Below are 19,036 nucleotides of genomic sequence, written 5' to 3'. Positions count from 1 at the left end.
AAATTCCTCCAGCGTTTAATCAGCTTAATTTATCTCCTCCCAGCACACCGCTGTCTATCAGCGTTTGCCGGAGTTCTTTGTATTCGGGATCAGTCCAAAAGACGTCCGATTGGACAAGGTCTGCCGCATCTTTTCTAGCCGTTTCCAGTGCTCTATAGTCGTGAACCATATCTGCTACCTTAAATTCGGGCATCCCGCTTTGTTTTTTACCGAAGAAGTCGCCGGGTCCTCTTAGTTCTAAGTCCTTTTCAGACAGCTCAAAGCCATCGGTTGTTTCGGACATGATCCGCATCCGCTCTTTTCCCGTTTCTGACTTTGGATCAGCCATTAAAATACAAAATGATTGATGCTCTCCTCTGCCGACCCGGCCTCTTAGCTGATGAAGCTGAGACAATCCGAAGCGGTCTGCATCATAAATAACCATGATGGTTGCATTCGGCACGTTGACCCCGACTTCAACGACTGTGGTTGAAACAAGGATTTGCACTTCATTTGCGGTAAAGGCTCTCATGACCTGATCTTTTTCATCACTTGCCAGTTTCCCATGCATTAAGCCGATCGACCATTTGCCGCGGTATGCTTCAGTCAGCATGCTATGGACATCAAGCGCATTTTGGACATCAAGCTTGTCTGATTCTTCAATGAGCGGACAAATAATATATGCCTGTCTGCCTTTTCTCAGCTCTTTATCCACAAAAGCAAGAATTCTCTCAAGCATGTCATGCTTCACCCAATACGTTTCGATTTGTTTTCTGCCAGCTGGCAATTCATCAATGACGGATACGTCCATTTCTCCAAAGACAGTAATCGCAAGTGTTCGCGGAATAGGTGTGGCAGTCATAAACAAGACATCCGGGTCCTGCCCTTTACTTCGCAGTTTTTTCCGCTGCTCTACGCCAAACCGGTGCTGCTCATCTGTGATGACAAGACCGAGCTGCTGAAATTCGACTTCGTCTTGGATGAGTGCGTGGGTACCGACTAAAATGTCAATCTCACCTTCTTTTAAACGTTCAAGCAATTCTCTGCGGCGCTTTCCTTTCACAGAGCTTGTCAAAAGGGCGATATTCAGTCCCCATTTTTCAAACAGCTGGTAAAGCGAATCCGCATGCTGTTCTGCCAAAATTTCTGTTGGGACCATTAATGCACCTTGAAAACCTGATAAATGAGCGGCATAAAGCGCAATGGCTGCCACAGCTGTTTTCCCTGATCCTACATCTCCTTGTAGCAGCCGGTTCATTCGATATGGAGACGCCATGTCTGACATGATTTCATCAAGCACTCTTGATTGTGCCTTTGTCAGTGGAAATGGCAGGCTGTGAACAAACTCAAAAACAGCTTCTTTGGAAAACGGATGCTGGATGCCTGACGTTCTCTCTCGTTCTTTCTTTCTAATCGCCTGCATCTTCAGCTGAAAGATGAGAAATTCCTCGTACACAAAACGTCGTCTTGCTTGCTTGAGCGAGTCTCTTGTCTCTGGGAGATGAATGGTTTTTAACGCTTCCTGATAGGACATGAGCTTATAAGCAGAGACAAGCTGCTTTGGCAATGGATCTTCAGCTTTGTCTGCATAAAGTGACAAAGCTTGTTTCACAAAGCGTCTCATCATTTTCACGGTCACATTTTCTTTTACTGAATAAACGGGTTCTATACTGCCATCTTGCTCGTGCGTCCCTTTTTTAAATTCCTGTACCATGATAGATTGGCGGTTTTTATCCCATTTTCCTGTGACGGAAACTGTATCACCTAACACAAGGCTTCGTTTTAAATATGGACGATTGAAACAAATCGCTGTAATGAGAAAACGCCCGACAAGCAGCCTGAATGTCAGCCTGCTTCGTTTTTTTCCATAATAGGTGAGAACGGGCTCACTATGTACTTTCCCTTCAACTGTGACACGTTCGTCATGCCTTACTTCTTCTAAGTTACGAAGCTCATAGTCGTCATATCGATAAGGAAAGTAGCCGAGTAAATCGGCTACTGTGTAGATTCCAAGTTCATTGAGTGTTTTTTCGGTTTCCTCTCCAATCCCCTTCAGGACAGAGACATTATCTTGCAGTTTCTGTATCACGAGATGAGGTCACACCTCCGAAAATCTTCTTTTCAAGCTCTCTTGCTGTCGGTGTCGCAGCGAGTCCGCCTTGGGCTGTTTCACGAAGAGCTGTTGGCATCGTTTGACCGATTTTGTACATCGCATCAATGACTTCATCACAAGGAATGCGGCTAGTGATGCCGGCAAGTGCCATGTCTGCTGCGATCATTGCGTTAGATGCACCCATTGCATTCCGTTTCACGCACGGCACTTCGACAAGTCCTGCTACTGGATCGCAAACAAGTCCAAGCATATTTTTGAGTGTAATCGCCATCGCTTCTGCAGATTGCTGCGGTGTACCGCCTGCCATTTCGACAATAGCTGCTGCTGCCATACCTGATGCAGAACCTACCTCTGCCTGACAGCCGCCTGCTGCACCAGAAATGCTGGCGTTATTCGCCACAACAAAACCAAATGCACCAGAAGTAAACAGGAATCTGACCATTTGTTCCTTTGTTGGCTTTAATGTTTCTTTTACTGCAAATAACGTACCTGGTACAACACCTGATGAGCCTGCTGTAGGCGTTGCACAAATGGTTCCCATTGCGGCATTGACTTCATTTGTTGCAACAGCCTTACTAACAGCATCTAATATCGTATGACCAGACAGCGTTTTGCCTGATGCGATATAGGCTTGAAGTTTGACTGCATCTCCGCCTGTTAACCCTGATAATGATTTCACACCCTTCAGCCCGTTTTCAACAGCCTGCTCCATCACTTCTAGGTTGCGGTACATCTGGGAGAAAATTTCTTCACGTGACTTCCCTGTCACTTCCATTTCTTGCACAATCATAATTTCTGAAATGGAGGTATTCCGTTCTTCTGTTAGCTGCACGAGTTCTTTGACGTTTTTAAACATCATTCATAACCTCCTTGTTGTTACTCTGCAATTTGTGTGACTTGAATAATGTTTGGAAGTGTTTCAAGCTCTGATAGGACCGCTGGGTCAATATTTTGATCCACTTCAATCGTCATCAGTGCCTCTTGCCCGACATCTTTACGTGCCACTTCCATATGACCGATGTTGATGGCGAATTTCGCTAAGACATTGGCAACTGCCGCAATCGTCCCGTAGCGATCGTTATGAACCACAAGAATGGCAGGATGATTCCCTGAAAGCCTGAGCTCAAAGCCATTTAATTCTGTGATTTCAATTTTACCTCCGCCGATGGAAATGCCAATTAATTCAAGGCTTCCGTTCGCATCTGAAATCTCTACTTTTGCTGTATTTGGATGCGCCGGCACTGCCTCTTCTTCTTTAAATTCAATATCGATCTCTTTGCTTTTAGCAATATCGATCGCTGTTTTGATTCGTTCATCAAATGTATCAAAATCAAGAACACCGCCGATAATGGCGACATCTGTACCGTGTCCTTTATACGTATCTTTAAAGGAACCATAAAATGAAACGACAATTCGTTTCGGCTCTCTTCCAAATAAGCTGCGAGCTACTCTCCCGATACGAGCCGCACCCGCTGTGTGCGAACTTGATGGCCCAATCATGACAGGTCCAATAATATCAAACACACTTCTAAATTTCATAGGTCTTCCCCTCTCATAACCACTCACGAATGGTTTGGTTCTTTCTTTAGACTAATGGATTCATTCGTTTCCCGCAACTCATTTCACCGTGGAATGGCTAGTAAAAAATTGCAAAAGAAGAAGAAGGGCTTTATTTGCCCTTCTTTCGTTATTCAACCGCCAAAATATATGAATAAAGCGGCTGTTTTCCATCGTGGACTTCAACTTCTACATCTTCAAATGTTTCTTCAATAAAGGCTTGTAACGCATCCAGCTCATCAGTTGATGCATCTTCCCCTTTAATGATGGTGACAATTTCATCATCTTCTGTCACCATTTTGGCGAGAAGTTCTTTTGCTGCATCTAATTGATTTTTCGATGTTAAGGTGATTTTCCCGTTGAACAGACCCATATAGTCACCTTTCGCAATGTCGATTCCATCAATTTGAGTATCTCTCACTGCAAAGGTAATTTGCCCGCTTTTCACATGGTCAATCGCTTCTAGCATCGCTCTTTCGTTATCTTCATTTGAAGCTGCTTCATTGAGAGAAAGAAGTGCCGACATTCCTTGAGGAACAGTCTTCGTCGGAATGACAACGACCTCACGGTTTGAGACAGTTGCCGCCTGTTTAGCTGCCATGACAATATTAGAATTATTAGGTAAGATAAAGACGGTTTCGGCATGTACGCTTTCTATTGCTGTGACAATGTCTTCTGTGCTCGGATTCATCGTCTGCCCGCCTTCAATGACGACGGAAGCTCCGATGCTTTTGAACAAGTCAGCAATTCCTTCTCCCATTGCGACACTTACGACGCCAAAGCGCTGTTTTTCAGCAGCAGGTGCTTTTGGTGCAGCAGGTGCATGTTCTCTTTCTTCGTTTACGATTGAGCTATGCTGCTCTCTCATGTTTTCAATTTTCATATTAATCAAGCTGCCGTAGCGCTGTGCATATGATAAAACATCTCCCGGCTGCTCTGCATGAATATGAACTTTCGCAAGTGTATCGTCAGACACCACAAGAAGTGAATCTCCGAATTCACTTAAATCTTCTCTGAAGGCATTCTCATCAAAGGACTGTTTGTCTTCTTCAAATTTCACCATAAATTCAGTACAGTAGCCAAATTCGATATCTTCTGTGTTCATATGGCTTTGCGCACTTTTATGATGCTCTGCACTGACAAGTTCTTTTAGCGTCGGTAAAGAAGCAGCTCTAGGAGGAAGCTCTTCTCCTCTTAATGAAGCAAGGAAACCTTCATATACGCATAGAAGTCCTTTACCTCCACTATCGACAACACCCACTTCTTTTAAGACAGGAAGCAGATCTGGCGTTCGATCAAGTGATGCTCTTGCTTCCTCAATCGTCAACTCTAGAACGCGGTCAATTTGATCTTCTGCCGCTGAAACAGCAACCGCTTTCTTTGCTGCATCCTTTGCAACCGTTAAGATGGTTCCTTCAATCGGTTTCATCACGGCTTTATATGCTGTATCAACACCCGCCTGTAAGGCAAGAGCAAATTCTTTTGCATCAATCGTTTCTTTTTGTTCAATATGTTTACTGAAACCTCTAAAGAGCTGTGACAGGATCACGCCTGAGTTTCCTCTTGCGCCCATCAATAACCCTTTCGAGAGAGCCACGCCGACCTTCCCAATATGATCGGTATTTGTTTCTTCAACTGCTTTTGCCCCTGAAGTCATCGACAAATTCATATTTGTCCCCGTGTCTCCGTCTGGCACTGGAAAAACATTTAACGCATCCACAATTTGTGCGTTTTGAGAAAGATGGTGAGCACCTGCAAGAATCATTTTTGCAAATGAGCGGCCATCAAGATTTCTAATAGACAATATATTTCCTCCTTACTACGGGTTCGTAACTTTTACTCCTTGTACATAAATGTTGACCGAGTCAACAGAAAGTCCAATTGTGTGATGAATCGTGTATTTGACTTTCGTTTGAACATTATGTGCGACTTCTGATATTTTTGTACCGTAGCTGACGATGATGTACATATCAATATGAATGCGGTCTTCTTTTTGACGCACAAGAACACCCCGGCTGAAGTTCTCTTTGCGGAGAATATCCGTCAAACCGTCCTTGATTTGATTTTTGGACGCCATGCCAACAATACCATAGCAATCGATCGCAGCGCCTCCTGCCACCATTGCAATGACTTCATTTGATATATCAATTTGTCCGTATTTCGTTCTAAGTTCAATGGACACATTGGTTCCCCCTTTTTGAGAAATTGCCCTGAGTTATCACTATTTTACTATAAGACCCTTCTTTTTAAAAGAAATCATTCAATCCGACCCAATCCTACTTATACTATAGCCTTGATTTTTTATCAAGATGTCAAGGTATTTTTCTTGAAAGAGGAGTAAACAATCCTTGCAAACCCCTTGAAGCTGTGGTAAATTATTAAAGTATCTTGAGGCATCTCTAAGTACGTATATGAAGAATATGATGATGTTTTCGCAGTTAGGAGGGAAACAAATGGCACGTAAATGCGTTATTACAGGCAGAAAAACAAAAGCTGGGAACAACCGTTCTCACGCAATGAACTCTACAAAACGTACATGGGGCGCGAACCTTCAAAAAGTTCGTATTCTAGTGGACGGTAAGCCTAAAAGAGTATATGTATCAGCTCGAGCTTTGAAATCTGGTAAAGTTGAGCGTGTATAAGCAAGAGTAAACGCCTGCTACAGTTTATTGTAGCAGGCGTTTTTATGTGGAAATAAAGGAGATTACTCATTAATCTTTTTTAAATGAACCAAGCATCGCACGGACAATGCCGCCAAGAAATCTAGGCAGTTTGATTGTATAAAATTTCATTTTGTCCCCCTCCTAAAAGTACCGCTTGCAGCACAATTGAGCTTAATCAGCCATCCACATTGATAGGTTGGTCAATCTTTGCTTCTTACCATTATTAATATGCCTTCATGAAAAGAAAAAGTACCATTTGAGTGGATGAGTTCGTTACTAATACATAGTGTGGAACCAGGCTCAATATGACAATTTTTCAGAGGATATTTGAAACCTTTTAATGTCAGCTTTTCAACCGATGTACCAAAGGGCAGAAACGACACATATTTTTTATCCGGGTCTTCTTTTATTTCGTATGTACCAGGCCCAAACATTTGAATGATATTTTGTTTATCTACAAGAGTAATGTTTTGCTTGTGCTGAATGCCTTGATATAGAAGGTGAATATTTCCTAGAAAATGATCAGCCCTTCCTCCTGTAATGCCGTAGATGTGAATATGCGCTGGGTGCTGGCGCATGGCCCAGTTCAGCGCAAGCTCTAAATCGGTTTCATCCTTTTCAGCCTGAAATACATTCAGGGCAGGCAATTTCTTTTTCAGCTCGCAAAGCTCTTCTTCTGTCACACTGTCAAAATCACCAAAAGCCTTGGCAGGCATGATGCCGCGCTCTAGTAAAAAAAGCGTCCCCCGATCTACACCAACCCAGAGAATATCATCCTGTGATGCTTCATGTTCAAGGGGCGGAATGTATTCAAAAGGACCGCCGGCTACGATATGTATGTGCATGATATACGCTCCTCTCCATGTAAAAAGAACCAAAGATCACAATGACTTTGGTTCCTTTTTTTACGCTTCGCGAATGGCCTGAATGGCTGCTGCGCGGTTGTCTTTACCGTATACCGCTGAACCGGCCACAAGTAAGTTAGCGCCTGCTTCTTTACAGCTTTTTGCAGTCTCTACATTGACACCGCCGTCTATTTCTATGAGTAAGTCTGATAAGCCCTTTTGTTCACTAAGGGACTTCACTTCTTTTACCTTCGTGAGGACAGATGGAATAAACGCCTGTCCGCCAAAACCAGGATTCACCGTCATGAATAAGACAAGGTCTACATCCTCTAATACATGCTCAATGTGGGAAACAGGTGTGTGCGGGTTTAAGACGATACCTGCTTTTACACCTTGTTCTTTTATGTGCTGTATCGTTCGGTGCAAGTGTGGACAAGCCTCTACATGGACAGAAATAATGTCAGCACCTGCTTTGGCGAATGCAGAGATATACCGGTCTGGCTGCTCAATCATTAAGTGAACATCGAGCGGCAGCTTTGTATGCGGTCTGATTGCTTCCACAACATTCGGCCCAAATGTGATATTCGGTACAAAATGGCCGTCCATCACATCGATATGGATGTAATCCGCTCCGCCTTGTTCCACATCACGGATATCTTTCTCCAAATTGGCGAAATCTGCTGATAAAATGGAAGGGGCAATATAAACCATGATTTAGTACCTCGGCTTTCTGTCTTTGATTTCAGTTAAAAACTCTAAATAATGCTGATAGCGATACTCTCTGATTTGCTCTTGTTCGACCGCATCTTTTACCGCACAGCCTGGCTCTTTCACGTGTAGGCAGCCTCTAAACTTACAATCCGCACTCCGCTCTTTGATTTCTAAAAAGTAAAGACCTAAATCTTCCGCTTCGATGCCGGTAAATTCGAGTGAGCTAAAGCCAGGTGTATCTGCAATAAGCCCTTCTGCTGTACGAATGAGCTCGACATGTCTTGTCGTATGCTTCCCTCTTCCAAGATGGGAGGAAATATCATTGGTTTTCAGCGCCAGGTCAGGACTCATCGCATTTAAAAGGGAGGACTTGCCTACACCAGACTGACCAGCAAATACAGTGATCTTATTGTGAAAATGCGGGGTCAGCTTTTCAATTCCGTCCCCCTCGATCGTGGATGTTAAATGAACATCATATCCAATTTGCCGATAGTCCTCTGCATAGCCTTGAATACTTTCACGCTCTTCATCTGTTTTCAATAAGTCCACTTTTGTGATACAGATAATCGGCTCAATATCATTTGCTTCTACAAGCACTAGAAATCTGTCTAAAAGCGATGTGCTAAAGGTTGGTTCTGTCGCAGAGAAAACGAGCACCGCTTGATCGACGTTACTAATAGGCGGACGAACAAGTTCGTTTGTCCGCTCTTTTACTTCTAATAAGTAGCCTTCTTTATCGTTGTCTGCTTGATACACGACATAATCTCCAACAAGAGGTGTGATTTTGTTTTTACGAAAAATACCTCTCGCTCTGCACTGAATCACTTTTCCAGCTTCTAAAGACTCATCGAGCACATAATAAAATCCGCTTAATGCTTTAATAATTTTGCCCTCAGGCATAAAGTCCCTCCTTTATTCATCTTCAGGGTATTCGATCGTTTTAGAGCTTACGACTTTATCATCAACCGTCACTTGATAGTATCCTTTTTGACCTGGTTCAATCTTAAATTTAATGGTCCGTTCAGTTGGTGCAGTGATGTTAAAGGTTTCATATGAATCAGAAATGCTATGCTCAGCATCGTCAATGGAAATCTGAACGGTCATCTCTTGCCCTTCTGTTACTGGTTCATACGGGATGGCAATCTTCTCAGTCACCGTTTTAGCCGGTTTTTTCTTCGGCCCGAGTGAGAATGTGATCTTAACCGTATCACCTGGTTTCACAGCAGTACCTGCTCCTGGCTCCTGTTTCATCACTTCACCTTTTGGCACATCATCAGAATACGCTTCTTTTTCATCAAGCTTTAATCCGTTATCCTCTAAATAATTCGATGCAGCCTGTTTACTATATGTCGTTAAATCTCGCAAAGTAATATCGGCAGGACCTATGCTGACCGTCAACGTCACTTCTTCATCTGCTGCCACAAGCTCAGTACTCGCTGAAGGTTTCTGTTCCATGACAACCCCAGATTCGGTGTCATTATCATTTACTTCCTCCACAACAACTTGCTTAAACCCTTTTTTCTCTAATAATTCTTTTGCTTTATCGACCTTTTCACCTGTTACATCGGGTAATTCGGTCTTTTCCTTGCCCGTACTTTGATAAAGCTGAATTTCGGTTCCTTCTTTTACCTTTGTGCCGATTTTCGGGTCTGTTTTGACGATAAGCCCTTTTTCAATTTTTTCATCAGCGATCTCAATTGGATCAGAGGCGACGGTAAAGCCGGCTTTCTTCAAGGTGTCCTCGGCTTTGTCAATCGTCATGCCAGATACATCAGTGACCTCCACATCTTTTGGAAAAAGCAGTCCCGGAAACACAGTGATGGCTAAAATGGTCGCAGCAGTCAGAATAAATAGGATGGATGCCACAATCCAAGGCCATTTTTTCCGTTTCTTTTTCGGCTTTTGTTTCTCTTTTTTCTTCGGTTTTTGCACTGGATGGACAGCTGTTTTTTCATTATCTTGATCGACTTGATGATCTTGAATGATTGGGATCGCTTTCGTTGCTTCATGATCTTCTTCAATCACAAAGCGTTTTTCTTTTAGTCTTGAAGGGTCGAAAGCAGTTTGTAAATCTTTTTGCATTTCAGATGCATCTTCATATCGATAAAAAGGATCTTTGGCCATCGCCTTTAAAATGATGTTTTCCACGCTTTGTGGAACAGAAGGGTTCCACCTTCTCACAGATGGCGGCTCTGATTGTAAATGCTTCAGCGCAACACTGACAGCTGATTCTCCTTCAAACGGCATGCGTCCAGAAATGAGTTCATAGAGCACAATGCCAAGTGAATAGATGTCTGATTTTTTCGTCGCAAGACCTCCGCGTGCTTGTTCTGGAGACAAATAGTGCACGGATCCTAGGACCGAATTTGTGTGGGTGATGGTCGCTGAGCTGAGTGCTATGGCAATCCCGAAATCAGTGACTTTAATATTCCCCATGTTGTCTATTAATATATTGTGAGGCTTAATGTCCCGGTGGACGAGCTGTTTCGCATGGGCTTCTTCCATCGCCGCAACGACTTGCTCCATAATGCGAACGGCTTCTTTCGGATGAAGCGGGCCATTGGCGTGTATGTATTCTTTTAGCGTCATCCCCTCGACATATTCCATGACAATATAATAAATGTCATCTTCTTCCCCTACATCGTAGATGCTGACAATATTTGAATGATCTAAGCTTGCGGCTGATTGCGCCTCGCGCCGGAAACGTCTAATAAAATCATCATCGCTTGCAAAATCAAAGCGCAAAATTTTAATCGCGACTTCGCGATCTAAAATCATATCCTCCGCCAAATAAACGTTTGCCATTCCGCCTCCGCCTATGACGCGAAGAATCTGATAACGGCCGCTGATCCGTTTTCCGATCAACACTTGCTGTCACCCTCCTCTGGCTGGGAGGAGATTTCTAACAATACTGCTGTAATGTTATCTTCACCGCCGTTGTCATTCGCTGTTTGGATTAATGCTGTTACTTTTTCATCTGGTGCGGTCGTTTGATTTAAAATATGAATCAAATTCTCTTCTTCTACTTTATTTGATAAACCATCTGAGCAAAGCAGGATTTGATCTCCTGGGTCCACTTCAAAAGTATGTGCATCGATTTGAACGTGTTTATCTGTTCCTAATGCTTTTGTGAGCACATTTTTTCTTGGATGATATTCTGCATCCTCTTTAGAAATTTCACCTGTTTTCACAAGCTCATTTACAAGTGAATGGTCATCCGTTAGCTGGGTCAGTGCTCCTTCTCTTAGCAAGTAGCAGCGGCTGTCTCCAATATGGGCAATTGTGACCGTTTGCAAATGAACGAGCGCACAAACAATGGTCGTCCCCATTCCTTGGCACTCCTCATTGTTTTTCGCATGTTCATATACTTGATCATTAATGTCACTAATTTTTGAGATTAACCAGCTTTCTTGCTCTGCTGGTTTTGCTGGGATTGAAGATGTTTCTTCCCAGTATTCTTTTAAAGAAGAGACGGCCATCCTGCTGGCGACATCACCAGCAAGATGACCTCCCATTCCATCAGCTACAACAGCTAGAAGGGTGTCTTCTTTTGCTTCAAAAATACCTGCATCATCTTCATTATGCTGACGGACTTTTCCTGTATCGGTTTGAAAGGCTGCCCTTATCAACATTCGTCACCTCGTCTCTTCCTGACGCTCCTTCGCTCTTAGCTGACCGCAAGCAGCATCAATGTCATGGCCTTGCTCTCGTCTAATCGTTACGTTTACGCCGCGTTCTTTCAGCGTTTTTTCAAATAGGAAGATTTGTTCTCTCGGTGTTCTTACATAATCCCTTTCCGGTACATAGTTCACCGGAATGAGGTTCACGTGGCACTTGATTCCTTTTAATAAGTCTGCAAGCTCTTCTGCATGATGAACTTGATCATTTACTCCGCCAAACAGGCCGTATTCAAAGCTGACACGTCTTCCTGTTTTTTGAATGTAATATTCAATGGCTTCCATTAATTTCGGCAGCTTATATGCCTTATTGATCGGCATTAGACGGCTTCTGATTTCTGTGTTTGGTGCATGTAGGGAGACAGCAAAATTGATTTGCATTTGCTCATCAGCGAATTGATAGATCTTTGGAATGATTCCGCTTGTCGACACTGTAATATGACGCGCGCCAATATTTAAGCCGTTGTCATGGTTGATGATTTTAAGGAAGGCAAGCATTTCGTCAAAGTTATCAAACGGTTCTCCAATTCCCATGATAACAACCGAGCTGACTCTCTCATCTGTTTCGTCAAGTGCCTGCTGCACTTTCAATACTTGAGCAACGATTTCTCCTGCTTCAAGGTTTCGTTTTAACCCGCCAAGTGTAGATGCACAGAATGTACAGCCAATTCGGCAGCCAACCTGAGTTGTGACACAGACAGAGTTTCCGTATTCGTGGCGCATCAACACTGTTTCAATGGTATAGCCATCATGTAATTCAAATAAAAACTTGATCGTTCCGTCTTGAGACGTTTGTTTGATCACGGTTTTTAATGTAGTGATCGCAAATTGATTTTTTAATTTTTCTCTTAAATCCTTTGAAAGGTTAGACATATCGTCAAAGGATGTCACACGTTTCTCATAAAGCCACTCGAAAATTTGAGCTGCGCGGAAAGGCTTTTCGCCTTGTTCTTTTAACCATTCTTTCATTTCGTGAAGCTCAAATGAGTAGATCGACGGCATTTCTGTCTTCAGTTCTTTTCTTACTTTTTGTTCTGTCATTTTTTATCCCTTCTTTCTCATGCTGCAAATAAAGAAACCATCTGTTCCGAAATAATGAGGAAGAATTTGTACACTTCCGTTTTGAACAAACGGAGCAACCTGCTCAGGCAGCCGTTCATTAAGAGATAGATCGGGTTCGAAGTCTTGGTGTTCTTGTAAAAACGCATGAATCACTTGTTGATTTTCTGTTGGGTCCATTGTACATGTACTGTATACAAGGGTTCCGCCCGGTTTTAAAAGCGGGGCCGCTTCCTTTAAAATGGCCTGCTGGATAGCTGCAAGCCTTGCTGAGTCTTCTTGTGACTTTGTATATTTCATATCTGGTTTTCGTCTAATGACGCCAAAACCGGAACACGGCGCATCAATGAGAATGCGGTCAAACGAAGCTTCGCTGTAATAGTCTGCTGCTTTCCTTGCATCAAGTGCTTTTGCCTCAATCTGAGTAAGATTCAGACGTTTTGCTGCTTGTTTGATGAGTTTTACTTTATGTTCATGTAAGTCGAGTGAAACAATTTTCCCCTCATCATTCATACGTTCTGCAATATGTGTTGATTTTCCGCCAGGAGCCGCACAGGCGTCAAGCACCGTTTCTCCCGGCTGAGGGTCAAGCGCTCTTGCAACAAGCATAGAGCTTTCGTCTTGTATCGTAACATAGCCTTCTTGAAAAGAAGGGGTTGAGACGATGGACCCTTTCATGAGCTTAAGTGCATCTTCAGATAAGTCGCCAAGCTCCGTTTCAATGCCTGCATCCATTAGTTTTTGCTGCAGTGCCGTGCGGTCAGTTTTCATTCGATTGACGCGAAGGGTTTGCTTTGGCGGGACTAAATGAATGCGGCACATGTTTTCTGCCGCTTCAAATCCGTACGCCTGAACCCATTCCTCCACAAGCCATAATGGGTGGCTTGTCTCAATGGACAGCCGCTTTACTTGATCTTTGATCGCATCAAATGACGGAATGCCTTCTCTTTGTACGGAACGAAGAACACCGTTCACAAGTGAAGAAATGCCTTTGTGCCCGCGCTTTTTCGTTAGCTCGACAGCTTCATGAATGGCTGCACGATCTGGGATTTTTTCAAGGTACACCATTTGATAAAGAGACATCCGTAAAAGCTGCATCACCCATGGAGCCACCTTTTGCGGTTTTTTCACAAAGGGCGCAAGCATATAATCTAATGCCAGCTTATTTTGCAGTGTACCATACACAAGCTCTGTTAACAGCGGTTTGTCCTGATCAGCTAAGTCTTTATCTTTCATGACTGACTGCAAAAGCAAATTACTGTAAGCTTGGTTTTGTTCGAGTTTGATTAAAGCGTCCAGCGCTACTTCTCTCACATTACTTTTCTTCATTCATTAACCCTAATTTCTGCCCAATTTCGATATTTGCGCCTCTTAAGAAGTCTTCGCCGCTCATTTTTTTCTTACCAGCTGGCTGCACACCTGTTAACAAGAGGCCTTGCTTATTCCCCGTTCCAATGACCGGGCCTTCTTTTTGAAGCTCAATCACTTTCCCAGGTTCTTCTTGCGCTTGTAGCGGAACCTTTTTCGCTTCCCATACTTTTAGATGAGCGCCGTTCCATTCAGTATAGGCAACTGGCCATGGATTTAGCCCGCGAACTTGGTTGTAAAGCTCTTCACCGGTTTTTGTCCAGTCTAACCTTTCTTGTTCCCGCTTAATATTTGGTGCGTACGTGGCCGCTTCTTCATTTTGCGGAATCGGAGAAATAGATCCGCTCAGAACATTTGGCACCGTATCTTTTAGCAGTGCGGCACCAGCTGTACTTAATTTGTCATGCAGTGTTCCAACATTGTCTAATTCATCGATTTCAACTTCTACTTTACTGATCATGTCACCTGCATCGAGCCTTTCCACCATGTACATGATCGTAACGCCTGTTTTCTTTTTGCCTTGAAGGATCGCATAATGAATCGGCGCGCCGCCTCTTAGTTCTGGCAGGAGCGAGGCATGAACATTGATACAGCCAAACTTAGGTTCATCAAGTAACCGTTTAGGTAGAATTTGTCCAAATGCCGCTGTGACGATTAAATCCGGCTGTAATGCAAGCACCTTATCAATTTCTTCATCTATGCGTACCTTTTCAGGCTGCAACACAGGAATGCCGTGTTTTAAGGCTTCCACTTTCACAGGAGGCGGTGTGAGCACTCGCTTTCTTCCTTTCGGGCGGTCTGGCTGCGTGACGACCCCTACCACTTCGTATCCTTCTGTTATCAGTGTTTGCAGCACAGGTACTGAGAAATCAGGGGTTCCCATAAATACGATACGTGCCATTTTCTTCACCCTTCCATTTCCGCAAGTTCTTTTTCCGTATAGGTTTCAATGATTTTTGACGTAAATAAAATGCCGTCTAAATGATCAATTTCGTGCAATAAGGCTCTTGCTAAAAATCCGTCTGCTTCTATTGTAAATGGTTTGCCTTTCTTATCAAAGGCTTTTACCTTCACATAGTTCGGTCTCTCTACAGTGCCGTATAAAGATGGAAAGCTCAGGCAGCCTTCAATATCTGTTTGGCTTCCTTCTACTTCAAGCACCTCGGGGTTCACTAAATCAATTCTGCCAGATTCTTCTCCAATATCTACAACAGCGATTCTTTTTGAAACACCAATTTGTGGTGCTGCTAGTCCAACTCCATCCAGCTCAAGCATTGTATCATACATATCATCCAGCAGTTTTTTAAGCTTTTTATCGAACGTATCGACACGCTCTGTCTTTTGTTCAAGCACTTCTGCCGGATGTATGACTATTGGTTTTACTGCCACTTATAGCCCTCCGTTTTACATCATCATATATGGATTCATATCTATTGAAATCATCAATTGTTTTTGTTCCATTTCCTTTTGATAATGGTCTTGTATTTTCCGTAGTAAACTTGCCAGTTCATTTTCCCTTTTGTATTTTATCACGCATTGATAGCGATATCTATCTTTGATCTTAGCGATTGGTGATGCAGCCGGACCAAGGATTCGAGTATTCGGTGCACAGTTCGTTTTTAGGAACTGGACAATTTGATCAGTGACATGTGCTGCCTTTGTCACTTCTTCGTGTGACACTGTCACCATCGCCAAAAAGTAATACGGCGGATAGGACTGGTGGCGGCGATGCAGCATCTCCTGTTCATAAAAGGCTTCGTAGTCATGCTGCTTCGTTAATTCAATACTATAGTGAGAAGGCGTATACGATTGAATAATAACCGAGCCCGCTTTTTCATGCCGCCCTGCCCTGCCGCTGACCTGTGTGAGAAGCTGAAATGTTTTTTCACTTGAACGGAAATCAGGGATGTGAAGGGATGTATCCGCACTGAGAACACCAACAAGTGTGACATCTGGGAAATCCAGTCCCTTTGCAATCATTTGCGTCCCGAGCAAAATGTCCGCTTCTTTATTGCCAAAAGAGGTAAGAAGCTTTTCGTGAGCACCCTTTCGAGACGTTGTATCTACATCCATTCGGATGACTCTTGCCTCTGGCAGTACTTTTGTCAGCTCTTCTTCTACACGCTGCGTACCCGTACCAAAATAGCGAATATGCTCACTGTGGCATTCTGGACATTCAGCAGGTACTGGTGCTTCGTGACCACAATAATGGCACTTCAGCCGTTTTTGATAGCGGTGATAGGTGAGAGAAATTTCGCAATGAGGACATTGCTCTACATATCCGCAATCACGGCACATGACAAAGGATGAATAGCCTCTTTTGTTCAGAAATAAAACAGCTTGTTCTTTTCTTTCAAGCACTTCCTTTAACCTAAGCATTAATTCCTCTGAAAACATGGAGCGGTTGCCATTTCTTAGTTCTTCTCTCATATCAATTAACGAAACGTGCGGCAGCTGCTGCTGGTTGACGCGGTGTTTTAGCGACAGCAATTTATAAACGCCTTTTTTCGCACGTGCATAGGTTTCAAGTGAAGGTGTTGCACTGCCTAATACGACTGGACATTGATGCCGACCTGCTCGTTCAATGGCGACATCCTTGGCATGGTAACGAGGCATTTCTTCTTGTTTATAAGAGGATTCATGCTCTTCATCTATAATAATCATGCCTAGATTTTCAAATGGAGCGAAAACAGCAGACCTTGCGCCAACGACAAGCTTGACTTCCTTGCGATGGATTTTCCGCCATTCATCATATTTTTCTCCTGTCGATAAGCCGCTGTGAAGAACAGCCACATTTGAGCCAAATCGTTCTTTAAATCGCTGCACCATTTGAGGGGTTAACGAGATTTCAGGAACTAAAACGATCGCTTCTTTTCCTTTTTGAAGAACATGATCGATTGTCTGCAAGTAAATCTCCGTTTTACCGCTTCCTGTCACTCCGTGCAAAAGAAAGGTTTCGTGCTGATCATCACTCACTGCTTGATGAATATGCTTGGCCGCCTCTCTTTGCTCTGGCGTAAGATCAAGTGGAGCAGATGGTGTAAACTCCCGGTCACGATAAGGATCTCGATAGACCTCTTCATAGCTTTCTGTTAACAACCCTTCTTGAATAAAGGTTTTAAGCGTTTGGGAACTTGCGCCTGTTTGCTGCTGCAAGTCTTTTGCTAAAAAGGTTGTCTCTCCCGCTTCAAGCAGATAGGAGATCAGTGCTTTTTGTTTCACCGCATTTTTCTTTAGCTGCTGCTGTTTTTCTGCAAGTTTTTCTTTCGATACAGCCATCTGGAGCATGCGGACCTTTTTCTTTCCAGATTTTTGCGAGACATGGTATCTCACCTCTAGATGACCTTTTTGGACATGCTTTTGAATTTGTTTTAATTGTTCAACCGGGATGTCAGCATAAAGAATGCTTTCTCGCTGACCGAAAAGCTCTTTCAATGACTGCGGAAGTTCTTCCTCTGAAAGCACCTGAATTTCTTTTTCATACTTTGCCTTCATGGCTGCGGGCAGCATCGATTGAAGTGCCGTGATATGATAGGACAATGTTTTTTCCGTCAGCCAGTGGGAAAGCTCCAATAGCTCATCTGTCAGAACAGGTGATAAATCAAATAAATCGACAATCTCTTTGATGTTTCCTGTCTTGATGTCTGTTTCATCTTTGACTTTTGTCACAAACCCTTGAATCTTCCTCGGGCCAAAGGGAACGACCACCCTCATTCCCGCTTTGACGAGATCTTTGAATCGATCTGGTACACGGTAATCAAATGGCCGGTCAATGGCTTTCGTTGTGACATCTACGATGACTTCAGCAATCATGCTCGATCACGCTCTTCTGGAAGCAGCTGTATTGCCTCCTTTAAAATTTCAAAAGCGAGGTCTTTTTTACTCATCATCGGCAGCTCTGTTTTTGTTCCATCTGCTTTGATCATCGCTACCACATTTGTATCTGTGCCAAAGCCTGCACCCTCTTTTGTAACGTTATTGGCGACAATCATATCTAGATGCTTGGATTCAATTTTCTTTTTCGCATAATATTCTACATCCTGCGTTTCAGCTGCAAAGCCGACCAGCACTTGATGCTCTTTTCTTTTCCCCAGCTCTTTTAAAATATCTTTTGTCCGGGTGAATTCTATGTCCAGAGTGCCGTCCTGTTTTTTCATTTTATGAGCATATGTCGTGACAGGGGTATAATCGGCGACAGCTGCTGATTTAATGACAAGATCAGCTTCCCCGTATACATTTAGTGCAGCTTGATACATCTCCTCAGCTGATTCAACATGCACTACATGTACATGGTCAGGTTCAGTTAAAGAAACAGGTCCAGAAATCAGCGTAACATCTGCCCCCATTTGCTGAGCAGCCTCTGCAATCGCATAGCCCATTTTTCCACTAGAACGATTTGTAAAGAACCGGACAGGATCGATGACTTCACGTGTAGGACCTGCTGTCACCACGACTTTCTTTCCTGAGAGCGGTAAGCTTTTTGGCTCTTCAAAAAAAGCACGGATGTGTTCAACAATTTTTTCAGGCTCTTCTAATCGCCCTTTTCCAATGTATCCGCAGGCTAAATAACCTTCACTTGGCTCAATAAACCGGTACCCGTCTTCATATAATCTGCGAATGTTCCGTTTCACAGCCGGGTGATCGTACATATGCACATTCATCGCTGGTGCGATCCATACAGGCGCTGTTGAAGCAAGCAAAGTCGTCGTGAGCATATCATCTGCAAGTCCAGCGGCCATTTTACCAATTGTATGTGCTGTTGCAGGGGCAACAAGAATGAGATCGGCCCAGTCAGCTACGTCAATATGCGCAATGACTCTTGGATTGTTTTCTTTGAATGTATCCACATATACCTCATGCCTAGACAGAGCTTGGAAGGTAAGCGGAGACACAAACTCACGAGCAGATTCCGTCATAATCACTCTGACATTTGCGCCTGCTTGTACAAGTTTACTAGTAAGTGCTGCTGCTTTATATACGGCGATTCCTCCGCTGACACCGAGCAAAATATTTTTTGACTGTAACATTTGTTTGTCCCCCTTAACGGCCTTTTTCACAAATTCG

18 protein-coding genes are annotated in these 19,036 nt (G+C 43.4%); 1 reads left to right on the top strand and 17 read right to left on the bottom strand.

The window, feature by feature from the left end:
• Positions 1–19: 19 nt before the first annotated feature.
• From recG to C9414_RS11230, 5 genes are all read right to left on the bottom strand, one after another.
• On the bottom strand, positions 20–2,068 hold the full coding sequence (gene recG / locus C9414_RS11250) for an ATP-dependent DNA helicase RecG (RefSeq protein WP_041084874.1): 2,049 nt from the start codon (positions 2,066–2,068) through the stop codon (positions 20–22).
• The gene (gene sdaAA / locus C9414_RS11245) at positions 2,046–2,948 is read right to left on the bottom strand and encodes an L-serine ammonia-lyase, iron-sulfur-dependent, subunit alpha (protein ID WP_107163648.1); all 903 of its coding nucleotides are present in this window, start codon (positions 2,946–2,948) and stop codon (positions 2,046–2,048) included. Before sdaAA ends, recG begins: the two co-directional genes overlap by 23 nt.
• A 20-nt stretch (positions 2,949–2,968) precedes the next feature.
• Positions 2,969–3,631 carry an L-serine ammonia-lyase, iron-sulfur-dependent subunit beta gene (gene sdaAB / locus C9414_RS11240; protein ID WP_024424201.1) on the bottom strand — a complete coding sequence of 221 codons (663 nt, stop codon included), beginning with the start codon at positions 3,629–3,631 and terminating at the stop codon, positions 2,969–2,971.
• Positions 3,632–3,779: 148 nt separating this feature from the next.
• A complete protein-coding gene (locus C9414_RS11235) occupies positions 3,780–5,453 on the bottom strand; it encodes a DAK2 domain-containing protein (RefSeq protein ID WP_107163647.1) in 1,674 nt (557 codons plus the stop codon).
• Between the two features lie 15 nt (positions 5,454–5,468).
• The gene (locus tag C9414_RS11230) at positions 5,469–5,831 is read right to left on the bottom strand and encodes an Asp23/Gls24 family envelope stress response protein (protein ID WP_008344871.1); all 363 of its coding nucleotides are present in this window, start codon (positions 5,829–5,831) and stop codon (positions 5,469–5,471) included.
• 271 nt (positions 5,832–6,102) lie between these two features.
• On the opposite strand from C9414_RS11230, the gene rpmB reads away from it, so the two are divergent.
• The gene (rpmB, locus tag C9414_RS11225; protein WP_003212514.1) at positions 6,103–6,291 is read left to right on the top strand and encodes a 50S ribosomal protein L28; all 189 of its coding nucleotides are present in this window, start codon (positions 6,103–6,105) and stop codon (positions 6,289–6,291) included.
• A 69-nt stretch (positions 6,292–6,360) separates the two neighbouring features.
• On the opposite strand, the gene spoVM is transcribed toward rpmB, so the two are convergent.
• The 12 genes from spoVM to coaBC form a co-directional block, all read right to left on the bottom strand.
• Positions 6,361–6,441: a stage V sporulation protein SpoVM gene (gene spoVM / locus C9414_RS11220; RefSeq protein ID WP_008354550.1), complete on the bottom strand. Its 81-nt coding sequence runs from the start codon at positions 6,439–6,441 to the stop codon at positions 6,361–6,363.
• Positions 6,442–6,512: 71 nt separating this feature from the next.
• Complete coding sequence (locus tag C9414_RS11215; protein WP_047202145.1) at positions 6,513–7,157, bottom strand: thiamine diphosphokinase; 645 nt, start codon at positions 7,155–7,157, stop codon at positions 6,513–6,515.
• 60 nt (positions 7,158–7,217) lie between these two features.
• A complete protein-coding gene (rpe, locus tag C9414_RS11210) occupies positions 7,218–7,868 on the bottom strand; it encodes a ribulose-phosphate 3-epimerase (RefSeq protein ID WP_047202144.1) in 651 nt (216 codons plus the stop codon).
• Positions 7,869–7,871: 3 nt separating this feature from the next.
• The gene (rsgA, locus tag C9414_RS11205) at positions 7,872–8,768 is read right to left on the bottom strand and encodes a ribosome small subunit-dependent GTPase A (RefSeq protein ID WP_107163646.1); all 897 of its coding nucleotides are present in this window, start codon (positions 8,766–8,768) and stop codon (positions 7,872–7,874) included.
• Positions 8,769–8,780: 12 nt separating this feature from the next.
• Complete coding sequence (gene pknB, locus C9414_RS11200; RefSeq protein WP_107163645.1) at positions 8,781–10,736, bottom strand: Stk1 family PASTA domain-containing Ser/Thr kinase; 1,956 nt, start codon at positions 10,734–10,736, stop codon at positions 8,781–8,783.
• Complete coding sequence (locus tag C9414_RS11195) at positions 10,730–11,500, bottom strand: Stp1/IreP family PP2C-type Ser/Thr phosphatase (protein WP_029706534.1); 771 nt, start codon at positions 11,498–11,500, stop codon at positions 10,730–10,732. Before C9414_RS11195 ends, pknB begins: the two co-directional genes overlap by 7 nt.
• Before the next feature lie 3 nt (positions 11,501–11,503).
• Positions 11,504–12,586 (bottom strand): dual-specificity RNA methyltransferase RlmN, encoded by a 1,083-nt coding sequence (gene rlmN / locus C9414_RS11190; RefSeq protein WP_024424208.1) that lies wholly within the window; start codon positions 12,584–12,586, stop codon positions 11,504–11,506.
• 3 nt (positions 12,587–12,589) lie between these two features.
• A complete protein-coding gene (gene rsmB, locus C9414_RS11185; protein ID WP_107163644.1) occupies positions 12,590–13,933 on the bottom strand; it encodes a 16S rRNA (cytosine(967)-C(5))-methyltransferase RsmB in 1,344 nt (447 codons plus the stop codon).
• Positions 13,920–14,873, bottom strand: a complete 954-nt coding sequence (fmt, locus tag C9414_RS11180; protein WP_107163643.1) for a methionyl-tRNA formyltransferase — start codon at positions 14,871–14,873, stop codon at positions 13,920–13,922. Before fmt ends, rsmB begins: the two co-directional genes overlap by 14 nt.
• 5 nt (positions 14,874–14,878) lie before the next feature.
• The gene (gene def, locus C9414_RS11175) at positions 14,879–15,361 is read right to left on the bottom strand and encodes a peptide deformylase (protein ID WP_039178446.1); all 483 of its coding nucleotides are present in this window, start codon (positions 15,359–15,361) and stop codon (positions 14,879–14,881) included.
• Between the two features lie 15 nt (positions 15,362–15,376).
• Positions 15,377–17,785, bottom strand: coding sequence for a primosomal protein N' (priA, locus tag C9414_RS11170; protein WP_107163642.1), 2,409 nt, complete (start codon positions 17,783–17,785; stop codon positions 15,377–15,379).
• Positions 17,782–18,999 (bottom strand): bifunctional phosphopantothenoylcysteine decarboxylase/phosphopantothenate--cysteine ligase CoaBC, encoded by a 1,218-nt coding sequence (gene coaBC, locus C9414_RS11165; RefSeq protein WP_107163641.1) that lies wholly within the window; start codon positions 18,997–18,999, stop codon positions 17,782–17,784. The genes priA and coaBC overlap by 4 nt, the downstream gene beginning before the upstream one ends.
• Between the last annotated feature and the right edge of the window lie 37 nt (positions 19,000–19,036).

This window comes from Bacillus sp. Nf3, assembly GCF_003028545.1.
Classification (GTDB): Bacteria; Bacillota; Bacilli; order Bacillales; family Bacillaceae; genus Bacillus; species Bacillus safensis.
Note: the sequence above shows the minus strand (reverse complement) of the source record. Positions and strands in the feature narration are given on the sequence as shown.

What these genes read in the sequence shown, in the direction of transcription:
- C9414_RS11215 (WP_047202145.1), bottom strand. Translation starts at nt 7,157, where the DNA reads ATGCACATACATATCGTAGCCGGCGGTCCTTTTGAATACATTCCGCCC.
- rsmB (WP_107163644.1), bottom strand. Translation starts at nt 13,933, where the DNA reads ATGAAGAAAAGTAATGTGAGAGAAGTAGCGCTGGACGCTTTAATCAAA.
- rpe (WP_047202144.1), bottom strand. Translation starts at nt 7,868, where the DNA reads ATGGTTTATATTGCCCCTTCCATTTTATCAGCAGATTTCGCCAATTTG.
- sdaAB (WP_024424201.1), bottom strand. Translation starts at nt 3,631, where the DNA reads ATGAAATTTAGAAGTGTGTTTGATATTATTGGACCTGTCATGATTGGG.
- rpmB (WP_003212514.1), top strand. Translation starts at nt 6,103, where the DNA reads ATGGCACGTAAATGCGTTATTACAGGCAGAAAAACAAAAGCTGGGAAC.
- spoVM (WP_008354550.1), bottom strand. Translation starts at nt 6,441, where the DNA reads ATGAAATTTTATACAATCAAACTGCCTAGATTTCTTGGCGGCATTGTC.
- sdaAA (WP_107163648.1), bottom strand. Translation starts at nt 2,948, where the DNA reads ATGTTTAAAAACGTCAAAGAACTCGTGCAGCTAACAGAAGAACGGAAT.
- rsgA (WP_107163646.1), bottom strand. Translation starts at nt 8,768, where the DNA reads ATGCCTGAGGGCAAAATTATTAAAGCATTAAGCGGATTTTATTATGTG.
- priA (WP_107163642.1), bottom strand. Translation starts at nt 17,785, where the DNA reads ATGATTGCTGAAGTCATCGTAGATGTCACAACGAAAGCCATTGACCGG.
- C9414_RS11195 (WP_029706534.1), bottom strand. Translation starts at nt 11,500, where the DNA reads ATGTTGATAAGGGCAGCCTTTCAAACCGATACAGGAAAAGTCCGTCAG.
- coaBC (WP_107163641.1), bottom strand. Translation starts at nt 18,999, where the DNA reads ATGTTACAGTCAAAAAATATTTTGCTCGGTGTCAGCGGAGGAATCGCC.
- fmt (WP_107163643.1), bottom strand. Translation starts at nt 14,873, where the DNA reads ATGGCACGTATCGTATTTATGGGAACCCCTGATTTCTCAGTACCTGTG.
- rlmN (WP_024424208.1), bottom strand. Translation starts at nt 12,586, where the DNA reads ATGACAGAACAAAAAGTAAGAAAAGAACTGAAGACAGAAATGCCGTCG.